The following is a 13,068-nucleotide window of genomic DNA, read 5'->3' on the forward strand; positions in this document are numbered from 1 at the left end:
GGACTCCCCGTGAGACAGATCCTGGCGGTGGCCGCGGGACTGGTCGTCCTGGCCGCGTCCGCCTGCTCCGCCCCCATCCCGCCCAGGGCCGAGGCCCCGCCGGTCACGCCGTCCGGCCCCGCCACGCTGCCCGCCCCCACCGGCCCCCACCCGGTCGGCACCACCACTCTGCACCTGACCGACACCTCCCGCCCCGACCCCTGGGACCCCGACGTCGAGGCCAGGGAGCTCAAGGTCACCCTGTGGTACCCGGCCGGGCGGCGCGACGGGCGGCGGGCGCCGTACATGACACCGAAGGAGTCGGAGCTGCTCCTGAAAGGCTCCGGGATCGCGAGCGCGCCGTACGACACGCTGAGCACGACGCGCACCAACGCCGTCGAGGACGCCGACCCCACCGGGCGCGGGCTTCCGCTGGTGGTGCTCTCTCCCGGCTTCACCAAACCGGTGAGCACCCTCACGTCCCTGGCCGAGGACCTGGCCAGCCGGGGGTATGTCGTGGCCGGGATCGACCACACCTACGAGAGCCACGCCACCACCCTGTCCGACGGGAGGGTCGCCGAGTGCCTCGCCTGCGACAGCGACACCGACCCGGGCTTCGGCCCGAGAGTGGTCCAGGGCCGGGCCGCCGACGTCTCCTTCGTCCTGGACGAGCTGACCTCCAGGTGGAAGCACGCCGACCTGATCGACCGCGAGAGGATCGCGATGGCGGGCCAGTCGATCGGCGGGGCCGGAGCCGTGGCGGCCATGGTGAAGGACTCCCGCGTACGCGCCGGGATCGACATGGACGGCACCACCTACGCCAGGATTCCCCGGGGCGGCCTCGCCCGGCCGTTCATGTTCATCGGTTCGCCGCAGCACGTCCCCGGGGGCCGCGACCATTCGTGGGACCGCGACTGGAAGCTGCTGGCCGGGTGGAAGCGCTGGCTCGTGCTGTCGGACGCCGAACACCAGTCCTTCACCGACCTGCCGCTGCTGGCGGGCGCCCTCGGCATCAGGCCCGCTCCCGGTGTCCTGCCCGCGGCCCGTGGCGCCGAGCTCACCCGCGCCTACGTGGCGGCCTTCCTCGACCGGCACCTGAGGTCGCGACGGCAACCCCTGCTGGAGGGGCCGTCGTCACGCCACCCCGAGGTCACGTTCTGCCCCGCGGCGTGCGGCACCCCCTGAAGCCGTACGCGGCTCCCCGAACGGTCTCACCCGTGGTCGGGGGTGCGCCACAGGGACCACCAGCGCGACCCCAGGCGCGTCCCGCGCGGGACGACGGCGAGCGCGCAGCCGCTCATCCGGATCCCCTCGGGATGGCGGATGCCGGTGAAGAGGCAGGTGCTGAGGTCCAGGTCGGCGAGCTCCAGCTCCTCGGCGTCCACCTCGTGCAGCGAGGTCACCCGGGCGCCGTCCCGGCCCCGTACCGTGGCGGGGCCGTGCAGGGTCGCCCCCTCCAGGTCGGCCTCGGCGTCGTCGAGCCGGACGGTGAGCCGCCCGCCCACCTCCAGGCGCCGCAGGTCCACCGAGCACCCGCCGGTGGTCACGTCGAGGCCCTTGCCCGCCCACGCCCCGGCGAGGGTGAGGTGGCGGCCGACCGAGATGGGGGCGAGGTAGCCGCCCGAGGAGAAACGCGCCCCGTCGAACCCGGCCAGCCCGCCGAAGCTCGTCTTGCGGAAGGACACCGTACGGCGGAACCTGCACCCTCTCAGGGTCGCGTCGCCCGCGAAGCCGGTGCCGTCGAAGGTGACGAAGCCATGGAAGTCAGCGCACTCGAAGGAGGCGGTCCGGTCGAAGAGCGCCCCCCCGAACAGGGCGTCACCGTCGATGGAGACCCGGTCGAAGGCCGCGTGCCCGGCGATGGCGACACCGTGCAGGGACAGCCCCCGGTCGAACTTGGCCTCCCTGAAAGAGGCGTTGCGTGCGAAACGGGCGTTGAAGAACGAGGCGAGGTGCCGGAAACGCGCGTGGTCGAACGAGACGTCCCCGCCGAAGGTGATGTCGCCGAACCGGACGCTCTCCGGGAAGGTCGCCCAGTCGAACCGGGCCCGGCCCAGGCGTCCCCGGGTGGCGGTGAGGATCCGCTCCAGCAGGTTCCTGTCGACGACGGTGGCCCGCAGGTCGACGGCGGAACCGGGAGAAAGGCCGTGGACGACCTCGTCGAGCTCGGCGGTGTCCAGATGGGCCAGGCATCGTCCGTACGGGTGCCGCGCGGATCCGGCACACTCCGGGGAGGCGGCGCAGGTGACCCAACCCACGTCCAGAGTTCTCATATTCCAGTGATACCCGCAGACGGCGGGGCAAGCGACTTCCAGGTCAAGGAAAGCCATATCTGGCCGGGGCGAATAGCCGCGAAGTGTCAGCATTTACGATTTCACCCGCTGTCTGCGTATATGTGAGTGTTCTGCAATACGCGAGCACCTACGCGGCGATCACCCACCCCCACCCCTCCACCGGCCTGATCCACGTGACCGTCATCTGCGAGCCGGGCAGGGTCCAGCCGGTGGGGGCCGCCCGGTCCTCCACCGGCCCGGTCCTCCGCCGGGTCCAGGGCGGCCAGTCCTTGGTCAGCGGTAGCGCTCCAGCTCCCACGGGTCGTGGGCGCTGAAGACCGAAACCGTGTCGCCGTGGTCGCGGACGAGCTCGCGTAGCCGGGCCTGGGTGCCGAGCCGCAGGTCGCGGTGGACCTCCGAACGGGTCTGCACGATGTCGAGCAGGGGGTGCGGGTGCGGATCGTCCTCCAGTTCCCGGTGGTAGTAGTAGGCGTCACCGCAGTGCAGGAGCCAGCGATCGCCCTCGCGTACGGCGACTCCGGTGTGACCGGCGGTGTGACCGCCGAGCGGGACCAGCCGGATCTCCGGCGGCAGGCCCTTCGGCTGGACGGAGGTGAACCCGAACCACTCCTCGCCGGGTTCGGGGGTGTAGGGAACCCACTTCGGGCCGTGTGCCCAGTGGGCCGGGCGGTAGCGGGAGCCGGCCGTCCCGGCGGTCGCGGCTTCGAGCTCGGCGGCGAGGACATGGACCTGGGCGTCGGGGAAGTCGGGCAGGCCACCGCAGTGGTCGACGTCGAGGTGGGTCACGATGACGTGGCGCACGTCGCCGGGCGAGTGTCCCAGCAGGGCGATCTGGCGCACGGCGGTCTCCTCCTCGGCCAGTACGGGCTGGACCATCTCCACCCAGTCGGCGTCGAGGGTGCCGCCCGGATCGCGGACGTCGCCGAGGCCCAGGCCGGTCTCGACGAGGACCAGCCCGTCGGAGTCGGTCTCGACCAGCAGGCAGTGGTTGACGGCGTGCGCGGGAGGCGGGCCGTCGTAGGTGGCCTCGATCCGCCGTACGGACCCGCAGTTGAGGTGGTGGATGTTCATGCGGATAGCATGTGACTTGAAGCGTGCTTCAAGTCAAGGGGTGTGGTGGTGGAGACGTCGCTGGACATCGCCGAGGTGGCCGAGCGTTCCCGGCTGGCGCCCTCGGCGCTGCGGTTCTACGAGAACAGGGGCCTCATCGTCTCGTCGGGCCGCAACGGCCTGCGCCGCACCTACCGGCCCGACGTGCTCGAGCGCCTCGCCCTCATCGCCTGCGCCCGTGGCGCCGGGTTCACGATCGCCGAGATCGCCAGGCTGCTGCGGGCCACGCCCGACGACACCGAGTTGCGTACGCGGATGGCGGACAAGGCGCGGGAGCTGGAGGAGGACATCGCCCGGCTCACCCGGATGCGCAACGGTCTCCGCCACGCCTCGACGTGCACGCACGAACCGCTCGTGGCGTGCCCCGACTTCAAGCGCAGCTTCGAAAGCCCCCGGACCTCACGGCTGAACCCGCATATACCTGACAGGAAACGACAGGTGGGGGACGTAGGGTCGGCTCTCGACGACCGGTGAGAGGACACGTCCGATGCGATACGTGGCGCTGTTGCGCGGTATCAATGTCAATCCGCGCAGCCAGCTGGCGATGTCCGACCTGCGGGCGCTGCTGACCGGGCTCGGTCACACCGATGTGCGGACGCACCTGCGGAGCGGGAACGCCCTGTTCACCGCCGAGGAGGAGCCGCGGGCCGAGGCCATCGAACGGCGGATCGCGGACGAGCTGGGCCTGTCGGTGGCGGTCATCCTGCGAACGGCAGGGGAGATGCGCGACGTGGTGCGGGAGAACCCGCTGGAGGTGCGCGACCCGGCCAAGTTCGCGGTGGTCTTCCTGGCGGAGGCTCCGGACAGGGAGGCGCTCGAAGGCATCGACCCGGCGGCCTACGCGCCCGAGGAGATGCGTGTCGGCAGGCGCGAGCTGTACGTCCACTTCCCCGACGGCCTGGGACGTCCCAAGCTGCCGCCCCTGCTGGAGAAGCGGTCGAAGGTGCCCGCCACGATGCGTAACTGGAACACGGTCACCAGGCTGCTCGCCCTCGCGGAGGGCTGACCCTACGCCGGGCCCCATGAGCCCCATCCGTCTCACCCCGGGACAGGCGGGCCCCCGTGATCGGCGGGATGGCGGGATGGAATGCTCGGAGAGGGGAAATGGTTATGCCAGCCATACAGACGTGAACGACAGGAGGAGCCACCGGTGGCCACCATCGAGGTAACCGAGAAGAACTTCAACGACATCGCCGACGAGGGGATCGTCCTGCTGGACTTCTGGGCGGCCTGGTGCGGACCGTGCCGCACCTTCGGGCCGATTTTCGAGAAGTCGTCGGCGAAGCACGCCGACATCAAGTTCGGCAAGATCGACACTGAGGCCGAGCAGGCGCTCGCGCAGGGATTCGAGATCACCTCGATTCCGACGATCATGGCCATCCGCGACGGCATCGTCGTCTTCGCCCAGCCGGGCGCGCTGCCCGCGCCCGCCCTCGAGGACCTCATCGGCCAGGTCCGCGCGCTCGACATGGACGCGATCCGCGCCGAGCTCGCCAACGAGCTGGGTGCCCAGAAGGGCTGATGCCCGGATCGCGAGAGCCCCGCGCCACCGGAGGGAGACAAACCGGCGGCACGGGGCTTTCGCATGCCCGGAGACCCCGAAACCCCCGGGGCCCGTCAGCGCGGGCCCGCAGGGCCGGTCAGACCGAGCGGTAGAGCTCGGCCACCCGGAAGGCCAGGTCAAGCGACTGGCCTCGGTTGAGGCGCGGGTCGCAGGCCGTCTCGTAGCGCCTGGACAGGTCGTCCTCGACGATCTCGGCGCCGCCGCCCACGCACTCGGTGACGTCGTCGCCGGTGAACTCGATGTGGACGCCGCCCGGGTGGGTGCCCAGCGCGCGGTGCACCTCGAAGAAGCCCGCCACCTCGTTCAGGACGTCGTCCAGACGGCGGGTCTTGTGGCCGCTGGGCGCCTCGAAGGTGTTGCCGTGCATGGGGTCGCAGATCCACGCCACCTGGGCGCCGCTCGCGGTCACCTTCTCCACCAGCTCGGGGAGGTGCTCGCGGATCTTCGACGCGCCCATCCGGGTGATGAAGGTCAGGCGCCCGGCCTCGTTGTCGGGGTTGAGCTTCTCGACCAGCGCGAGGGCGTCCTCGGCGCTGGTCGTCGGGCCGAGCTTGACGCCGATCGGGTTGCGGATGCTGGCGAAGAACTCCACGTGGGCGCCGTCGAGCTGGCGGGTGCGCTCGCCGATCCAGACCATGTGCGCCGAGACGTCGTACGGGCGGCCGGTCCGCGAGTCGATCCGGGTGAGCGCCTGGTCGTAGTCGAGGATCAGCGCCTCGTGCGAGGAGTAGAACTCGACGGTGTGGAACTCCTCGGGCTCCGCCCCGCAGGCGCGCATGAAGGCCAGCGCCTGGTCGATCTCGCGGGCGAGCTGCTCATAGCGCTTCCCGGCCGGGGACTCGATCACGAAGTCCTGGTTCCAGGCGTGCACCTGGCGCAGGTCGGCGTAGCCGCCCTTGGTGAAGGCGCGGACCAGGTTGAGCGTCACCGCCGAGGAGTGGTAGGCCCGCAGCAGCCGCCAGGGGTCGGGAACGCGGGACTCGGGGGTGAAGTCGAAGCCGTTGACCATGTCGCCCCGGTAGGCGGGCAGCTCGACGCCGTCGCGGCTCTCGGAGTTCTTCGAGCGCGGCTTGGCGAACTGCCCGGCCATCCGGCCGATCTTCACCACGGGGACCTTCGCGGCGTAGGTCAGCACGATGGCCATCTGGAGCAGCGTCTTGAGCTTGTTGCGCACGTCGTCGGCGGTGGCGCCGCCGAAGGTCTCGGCGCAGTCTCCGCCCTGGAGGACGAAGGCCTCGCCCCGCGCCACCGCCGCGAGATCGGCCTTGAGGTTGTCGCACTCGCCCGCGAAGACGAGGGGCGGGAGTCCTTTCAGCTCGGTGACGACCTTGTCCAGCTCGCCGCGGTCGGGCCACTCGGGCTGCTGCGCCGCAGGCAGCTGCCGCCAGGAATCGAGGTTGATGCTCACGACATACCAGGCTATTGCAAGGGGCTGTTCGAACAGACCCGATTGTCCACGGAGTGAGAAGGTCTTTATACCTGGTGAGATTCCACCGGGTTGGAAATATGCTCCGGAAGGATGCCGAAGCCTACGAAACGCCTGGTCAGGGAGCCGATCAGCGGAAGACGGGAGATGTCGCGCGGCAGCCGCACCGGCTGGGAGCGCTCGGTCAGTGCCGGCCGGATCAGCCGGTTCTGGACGACCCGCTGGGCGAACTGGGTGATCACGGTGGGCGGGGTGCGCCGCCGCTGGATCCTCGCCAGCAGCGACTCGGGGATCTCGGCCCCGGCGGCGAGCGGCCCGGCCAGCAGGTTCGCGGCGGCGACCGCGTCCTGTACGGCCAGGTTGATGCCGACGCCGAAGATCGGTGACATGGCGTGCGCCGCGTCGCCGATGACCAGCAGGCCGGGGCGGTGCCAGCGGCGCAGCCGGTTGAGCGCGACCGACAGCACGCTGACCGCCCCGAAGTCCCGCAGCTGCCCGACCCGGCCTTCGAGGAAGGGCAGGAGCCTGGCGACCGGCTCGCGGACCGCCTCGATCCCCCGGGAGCGCAGGGCCTCGAAGCCGCCCTTGGGGATCAGGTAGGCGAGCTGCCAGTAGGTCTCGCGGTTGATCGCCACCATCATGTGGCCGTTGGACACCCGCAGGAACGTCACGCCGGGGTCGGCGGGCTCGCGCGGCAGCCGGAACCAGAGCACGTCCATCGGGGCGCTGTGCTCCACGGGGACGAGCCCGGCGGCCCGGCGTACGTCGGAGTGGCGGCCGTCGGCGGCCACGGTGAGCGTCGCGCGCAGCTCGTGCTCGCCCGAGGGGTCCCGGTAGCGCACCCCGCGCACCGCGTCGCCCTCGCGGATCACCCCGTGCACCTCGGCCTCCATGACGAGGCGGAAGTTCGGGTACCGCTTGGCGGCGGTGGTCAGCAGGTCGAGGAACTCCCACTGCGGAACGAAGGCAATGTACTGATATTTGCCTTTAAGTCCCCTCAGGTCGGCGACCGGCACCGTGGCGTCGTCGGTGTGGATCTCCATCCCGTACGCCTTGCGGTGCGGGAGCCGATGGAACTCCTCGGCCAGCCCCAGCTCGTCGAGGATCTGGAGGGTCGAGGGATGGATGGTGTCGCCCCTGAAGTCCCGCAGGAAGTCGTTGTGCTTCTCCAGGAGCGTCACCTCGACGCCGGCCCTGGCCAGCAGCAGTGCGAGCATCACCCCCGCCGGGCCACCCCCGGCGATCACGCATGTGTTTCGTCTCATAATTCATCACCTAGTGAAATTCTGACACAGGATCCGGCGGAAGAAAACAGGTTCGCTGGCAATCCACCCCCCATCCAGTGTCGAATTGCGGGTTGTGAGGACAGAACGCGACCCCGCGGGAGTGCCGGATCCCGACGGTCCCCCCGGCCTGGAGGACCTGCTCGCCCAGGTCGCCCTCGGGCAGGAACCGGCCTTCGAGCGGCTCTACGACCTGCTGGCCGGCCCGATCTTCGGACTCGCGCGGCGCGTCGTGCGCGACCGCGCGCAGGCCGAGGAGGTGGCACAGGAGGTCCTGGTCGAGGTCTGGCGTACCGCCTCCCGGTACGACCGGGCCCGTGGCAGCGCCCTGGCGTGGGTGATGACGATGGCCCACCGTCGCGCCGTCGACCGGGTCCGTTCCGCCCAGGCCTCCACCAACAGGGAGGAACGGGTCTTCCGGATGTCCGGGGAGATCCCCTACGACCAGGTCTCCGAGACGGTGACCACCCGGCTGGAGGGGGAGCGGGTGCGCCGCTGCCTCGGCGGCCTGACGGACCTGCAGAAACAGGCCGTCACCCTGGCCTACTACGGCGGCTACAGCTATCCGGAGGTGGCCGGGCTGCTCAGGGTGCCGCTGGGTACGATCAAAACGAGGATGCGCGACGGCCTGGTGCGGCTCCGCGACTGCATGGGGGTGGAAAAGTGAACGACGACCTCCACACCCTCTCCGGCGCGTACGCGCTGCACGCGCTGCCAGAACAGGACGTGGCGCTCTTCGAGGCGCACATGTCCCGGTGCGAGTCCTGCGCCGTCGAGGTGCGCGGCCTGTCCGAGACCGCCGCCCGGCTCGCCATGGGCGCGGCCGAGCCTCCCCCCGCGGCGATGAGGGCCCGGGTCATGACGCGGATCGCCGAGGTACGGCAGGAGCCGCCGGTCCTGGACCGCCGGACCGCGCCGCCCACGCAGGCAGCGCAGTCGGCGCCGCCCGGGAAGTCCGGGAAGTCCGAACGGGGCGGTGTGGTGCCGCTGCGCCCGCGTTCCCCGTGGCGCGGGCGGATCCTGGCCGGTCTGGCCGCGGTGTCGACCGCGGCGGCGGTGGTCGTCGGCGTCGCCGCGGTCGACGCCGCCAGGGAGCGCGACGAGCTCCGGCAGGTCGTGGCCGTGATCGCGGCCCCCGACGCGCGGACCGTCAGGCAGCGGGTCTCCTCCGGGGGCACCGGCGTCGTCGTGATGGCGCCCTCCCGGGGCAAGATGCTCTTCACCGCCAGCGACCTGCCGCCGCTGCCCGACTCCCGGGTCTACGAGCTGTGGATGATGGGCGACGACGGCGCCCGCCCGGCGGGGCTGCTGGAACGGGCCGCGGACGGTGGCGTTGTCCCGGTCCTGGCCACCCCCCTGCGCGGTGACGAGCGGGTCGGCCTGACCGTCGAGCCCGCCGGGGGCTCCGACCAGCCCACCACGACCCCCATCATGATCGCCGACCTTCCCGCGACCTGATCCGGTACGCCCTGGTCACGGCTTCGGGGGGTGTCCCGCTCACTCACCGGCGAGACGGCTCACCGCCCGGACCAGGAGCCGCCGGAAGTCCTCGGGGGAGCTGCCGGGGTAGGCGGCCTCCCCGGATCCGGGGCCGGCCATCGAGGAGAGTCTGAGGATCATGAGCAGGAGCTCCTCGGGCGCGTAGCGCGTGCTCACGGCCCCGGCGTCCTGCGCGCCGCGGATCGCCTCCAGCTTCGCGCCCACCGATCGCAGGCCCGCCGGGGTCGGCCCCGCGAGCGGGTCGCGTTCGAGCTGGGACCACAGCGTCAGTCTCGCGATCTCGGGGTGGCGTTGATGGTGGTCGAACAGCAGTCCGGCGTACCCGGGCAGGTCGAACGGGTCCATCGGGACGCTCTCGACCGTGCGCGTCACCATCGCGTCGTAGACGGCGTCGTAGAGCCCCTCCTTGTTGGTGAAGTAGGCGTAGATCAGCTGTTTGTTGCACCCGGCGGCGGCGGCGATCCGGGCGACGCGGGCCCCGGCGATGCCGTGGGCGGCGAACTCGGCCGTACCGGCCTCCAGTATTCGCCTGCGCGTGTCCTCTGAGTTGCGAGACATGATGCGCCAGCGTATCCAACCGGTTGGTTGACGGGCAATCAGGCTCGTTCTATGGTGAAGTAACCAACCGGTTGGATACTTCGACGACACCGGCCCCCGAGTCCTCCGCGAAGAGGGACATATGGCTAGAAAGCAGGAAAAATCACGATGACAAATGTTCACGTACCGGCCGAGCCGGAAGAGGCCGTGAAGCGGCCGGAGCGCGCCGGGCGTCGTAGACGGCCGTGGAGGGTCGGCGTGGCCGTCGCGCTGCCGCTGGCGCTCGTCGCGTACGGGACGTCGGTCTACGGCTTCCAGCCGCTCGGCCTGGGGGAGACCCAGCGCGCGGCCATGAGCGAGCAGGCCGGTGAGTACGTCGCCTCCCGGGAGGCGTTGATCGTGCCGGACCTCGTCGCGGGGATGATCACCGGTAGGCGGGCCGTCCTCGACGGGCAGCGGCGGTTCGCCGAGGCGGAGAGGCCGGTCGAGGACGCGATCATCCGGCGCTACGGGCTCCGCCTGGAGAACACGACGATCGCCGGGGTGCCGGTGACGATCGTGACCCCGCCCGCCGTCCGGCCGGGGAACGAGGACGCCATAGCGATCAACATCCACGGCGGGGGGTTCGTGTACGGCACGGCGCGCGACCGCGTGGGACTTCTCATGGCCCACGACCTGGGCATCAAGGTCTACTCGATCGACTACACCCTCGCTCCCCAGGCGGCCTACCCGGTCGCGATCAACGAGAGCCTCCGGGTCTACCGGGACCTCGTCGGGCGGTTCGACCCTCGCAGGATCGTCGGCTTCGGCAGTTCCGCGGGCGGCAACCTCATGCTGGCCATGCTGCTCCAGGCGGAGAGACAGGGACTTCCCATGATCGCGGGGCTGGGACTCTTCACCCCCGCCACCGACATCAGCGGGGCCGGGGACAGCGGGGTCTCCAACAACGGCAGGGACGGCCTCGTGGGGAACACGGCGATGAGCATCGCCAGAAGCCACTACGCCCCGGGCGCGGACCTCCGTTCACCGGACCTGTCGCCCGTCTACGCCGGATACTCCGCGAACTTCCCGCCGACCACCCTGGTCAGCGGTACGCGGGACCTCCTCCTCAGCAACGCGGTCCGCCAGTACTGGAGGCTCGACGCCGCCGGGGTCGACGCCGAGCTTCTCGTCTCGGAAGGGCTGGGGCACGGCTTCCACTGGGAACCCGACCTGCCGGAGGCCGTCCAGGTCCGCCGGGCCGTGTCCGACTTCCTCACCGAACGGCTCGGCAGGTCATGACGGCAGGCCGGGGAACGCGTGCCCGGTCACGGTGTCGCCGAGAGCACGTCGAGGGCCCTGAGCAGGGCGACGACGGCACGGTCGCGAAGGGGGGCGTACTCCTTCTCCGGATACTGGCGGGGGCCGTTCTCGACCAGGAGGATCAGGGAGAGATAGAGGCGGTAGAGGGCCATCCGGGCGCGGGCGGACCCGGTGAACTCCACGACGCCGCCCGCGTCGCGGTATCCGGCGACGATCGGGTCCGACTCCTCCAGCTCACCGAAGATCGTCGGGGTGACGAAGTCGGCCAGCGGGTCGCCCCAGAAGGCCCGCTCGTGGTCGATGACCGCCTGGATGCGCGGTCTCTCGTCGCGGGTCAGGAAGACGTTGCCCGGCCACACGTCGAAGTGGACCAGGCGGGGGGTCGCGACCTCGTCCAGCGCGCCCGCGCCCGCCTCGATCGCCGCCGCGATCTCGGGCACCGGCCTCGGCAGCGGCGTGGCGTAGCGGCCCGCGTCGGCCAGCACCGCGCCGGTCATCGCCAGGAACGCCTCCCGCCAGGTGCCGCCGGTCAGGTCCGCGTACGGGTAGCCGTAGACGTCGCCGGTGATCGCGTTCAGCCGGGCCAGGTGACCGCCGAGCTCCCGGCGCAGGGCCAGCCGGTCCGCCTCCGCCGGTCTCGCCTGGTTCCACGGCACCCCGTCGAGGGCGGACAGCACCAGGTAGTCGCCACCCAGCACCGGATCGTCGAACCCGGCGCGCAGCATCTCGGGCACCGGCACCCCCGCCGGCCCCGCCAGGCCGTAGACCATGGCCTCGGTGCGCAGCAGGTCGCGTTCGTAGCGCAGCTGCTCCAGCTCGGGCGGCGGCGACAGCTTCAGGACCACCTCCCGCCCGTCCAGCAGGGCGAGCCGCCACACGGCGTTGGCGAAGCCGTCGGTCAGCTCGGTGGCGGAGGAGAGGCCGACGCCCAGGGCCCGCCGCGCCAGCGCGTCGAGCTCGGCGGGCGCGAGCGGGCGTTTCGTCCTGCTGTCCATTTCCTGCCCTGTCCTGCCTTGTCCTGCCTTGGTGCTGCCGGGGGGAAAGTCAGGCGGAGGCGCGCTCGATCAGGTGGGTGTCCAGTATCACCACCGGCTGCTCCAGATGCTCGCCGTTGATGCGCGCGACGAGCAGGTGGGCCATCTGCCGTCCCATCGACTCGGTGGGCTGGTGCACGCTGGTCAGGGCGGGGGAGGAGTGCGCCCCGGCGGGGGAGTCGTCGAAGCCGATCACCGCGACGTCGCCGGGGATCGACCTGCCCTCCTCGCGCAGCACCCGCATCGCGCCCAGCGCCATCGGGTCGGAGGCGGTGAAGACGGCGTCCAGGTCGTCGTTCTCGGTGAGGAGCTTGCGCATCCCCGCCATGCCGCTCTCCTCGCTGAAGTCGCCGTACGCCACGATCTCGCTCACGCCGGTCGCGAGCAGCGCGTCGCGGTAGCCCGCGAGCCGGTCGACGCCCACGCCCATGTCCTGGGGGCCCGCGATGGTGGCGATCCGGCGGCGGCCCCTGCCCAGGAGGTACTTGACCGCCTGCCTGGCCCCGGCCCGGTTGTCGACGTCGACGTAGCTGTAGGGGGTGAGGCCGACCGGGCGGCCGCCGATGACGGTCGGCACGCCCATCGCCTCCAGCCGCCCCGGCAGCGGGTCGGCGCCGTGCAGGGAGATCAGCAGCACCCCGTCGACGTGCTGCCCGGTCAGGTAGTGCTCCAGCCGCTCGTGCTCCTGCTCCGACTGCGCCATCGCGAGGATCAGCTGCAGGCCGGTCTCGGACAGGGCCGAGCCGATGCCGCGGATGGTCCCGGCGAAGTACGGCTCGTCGAAGACCCTCAGCTCCGACTCGGAGACGACCAGAGCCACGGTGTCGGTACGCCGGGTGACCAGCGCGCGAGCCGCCCTGTTGGGCACATAGCCCAGCTCCTGGATCGCCCGCAGCACGGCGTCGCGGGCCTTCTCGCTCACCTTCGGAGAGCCGTTGATGACCCGCGACACCGTGCCCCGGCCGACACCGGCCAGGGCCGCGACCGCCTCAAGCGTCGGACGACGGTCGCCGTTCATGTGTTTGCGCCCCCAGTGGTG

At 71.2% G+C, this 13,068-nt stretch carries 14 protein-coding genes; 7 read left to right on the plus strand and 7 right to left on the minus strand.

All coding sequences use genetic code 11. From position 1 onward, the window contains the following. Window positions 1-9 precede the first annotated feature (9 nt). Window positions 10-1,164 (plus strand): alpha/beta hydrolase family protein, encoded by a 1,155-nt coding sequence (locus ACW9TB_RS30750; RefSeq protein ID WP_472751587.1) that lies wholly within the window; start codon window positions 10-12, stop codon window positions 1,162-1,164. Window positions 1,165-1,190: 26 nt separating this feature from the next. On the opposite strand, the gene ACW9TB_RS30755 is transcribed toward ACW9TB_RS30750, so the two are convergent. Both ACW9TB_RS30755 and ACW9TB_RS30760 read right to left on the minus strand, forming a co-directional pair. Continuing rightward, complete coding sequence (locus ACW9TB_RS30755) at window positions 1,191-2,252, minus strand: pentapeptide repeat-containing protein (RefSeq protein ID WP_472751588.1); 1,062 nt, start codon at window positions 2,250-2,252, stop codon at window positions 1,191-1,193. A gap of 294 nt (window positions 2,253-2,546) precedes the next feature. After that, window positions 2,547-3,344 (minus strand): MBL fold metallo-hydrolase, encoded by a 798-nt coding sequence (locus ACW9TB_RS30760; protein WP_472751589.1) that lies wholly within the window; start codon window positions 3,342-3,344, stop codon window positions 2,547-2,549. Window positions 3,345-3,392: 48 nt separating this feature from the next. Between ACW9TB_RS30760 and ACW9TB_RS30765 the strand changes: the two genes are divergently transcribed. From ACW9TB_RS30765 to ACW9TB_RS30775, 3 genes are all read left to right on the plus strand, one after another. Next, a complete protein-coding gene (locus ACW9TB_RS30765) occupies window positions 3,393-3,857 on the plus strand; it encodes a MerR family transcriptional regulator (RefSeq protein WP_472751590.1) in 465 nt (154 codons plus the stop codon). A gap of 13 nt (window positions 3,858-3,870) precedes the next feature. After that, window positions 3,871-4,389: a DUF1697 domain-containing protein gene (locus tag ACW9TB_RS30770; protein ID WP_472751591.1), complete on the plus strand. Its 519-nt coding sequence runs from the start codon at window positions 3,871-3,873 to the stop codon at window positions 4,387-4,389. 144 nt (window positions 4,390-4,533) lie between these two features. Continuing rightward, complete coding sequence (locus ACW9TB_RS30775) at window positions 4,534-4,905, plus strand: thioredoxin family protein (protein ID WP_472751592.1); 372 nt, start codon at window positions 4,534-4,536, stop codon at window positions 4,903-4,905. A 118-nt stretch (window positions 4,906-5,023) separates the two neighbouring features. On the opposite strand, the gene ACW9TB_RS30780 is transcribed toward ACW9TB_RS30775, so the two are convergent. Further along, complete coding sequence (locus ACW9TB_RS30780) at window positions 5,024-6,355, minus strand: class II 3-deoxy-7-phosphoheptulonate synthase (protein WP_472751593.1); 1,332 nt, start codon at window positions 6,353-6,355, stop codon at window positions 5,024-5,026. A 65-nt stretch (window positions 6,356-6,420) separates the two neighbouring features. Continuing rightward, window positions 6,421-7,638: an FAD-dependent oxidoreductase gene (locus ACW9TB_RS30785; protein ID WP_472751594.1), complete on the minus strand. Its 1,218-nt coding sequence runs from the start codon at window positions 7,636-7,638 to the stop codon at window positions 6,421-6,423. A gap of 94 nt (window positions 7,639-7,732) precedes the next feature. On the opposite strand from ACW9TB_RS30785, the gene sigK reads away from it, so the two are divergent. Together sigK and ACW9TB_RS30795 are read left to right on the plus strand one after the other, a co-directional pair. Beyond that, window positions 7,733-8,323 (plus strand): ECF RNA polymerase sigma factor SigK, encoded by a 591-nt coding sequence (gene sigK / locus ACW9TB_RS30790; protein WP_472751595.1) that lies wholly within the window; start codon window positions 7,733-7,735, stop codon window positions 8,321-8,323. Next, window positions 8,320-9,114 carry an anti-sigma factor gene (locus ACW9TB_RS30795; RefSeq protein WP_472751596.1) on the plus strand — a complete coding sequence of 265 codons (795 nt, stop codon included), beginning with the start codon at window positions 8,320-8,322 and terminating at the stop codon, window positions 9,112-9,114. The genes sigK and ACW9TB_RS30795 overlap by 4 nt, the downstream gene beginning before the upstream one ends. 39 nt (window positions 9,115-9,153) lie before the next feature. On the opposite strand, the gene ACW9TB_RS30800 is transcribed toward ACW9TB_RS30795, so the two are convergent. Continuing rightward, a complete protein-coding gene (locus tag ACW9TB_RS30800; RefSeq protein WP_472751597.1) occupies window positions 9,154-9,714 on the minus strand; it encodes a TetR/AcrR family transcriptional regulator in 561 nt (186 codons plus the stop codon). Between the two features lie 147 nt (window positions 9,715-9,861). Here ACW9TB_RS30800 and ACW9TB_RS30805 point away from each other — a divergent pair, with 147 nt between their 5' ends. Continuing rightward, window positions 9,862-10,974, plus strand: a complete 1,113-nt coding sequence (locus ACW9TB_RS30805; protein WP_472751598.1) for an alpha/beta hydrolase — start codon at window positions 9,862-9,864, stop codon at window positions 10,972-10,974. Between the two features lie 26 nt (window positions 10,975-11,000). Here the strand turns inward: ACW9TB_RS30805 and ACW9TB_RS30810 are convergent, their stop codons facing one another. Next, the gene (locus ACW9TB_RS30810) at window positions 11,001-11,990 is read right to left on the minus strand and encodes a phosphotransferase family protein (RefSeq protein WP_472751599.1); all 990 of its coding nucleotides are present in this window, start codon (window positions 11,988-11,990) and stop codon (window positions 11,001-11,003) included. A 49-nt stretch (window positions 11,991-12,039) separates the two neighbouring features. Next, the gene (locus ACW9TB_RS30815; protein WP_472751600.1) at window positions 12,040-13,047 is read right to left on the minus strand and encodes a LacI family DNA-binding transcriptional regulator; all 1,008 of its coding nucleotides are present in this window, start codon (window positions 13,045-13,047) and stop codon (window positions 12,040-12,042) included. Window positions 13,048-13,068: the final 21 nt, after the last annotated feature.

The sequence above is a fragment of the Streptosporangium sp. H13245 genome (assembly GCF_055690525.1).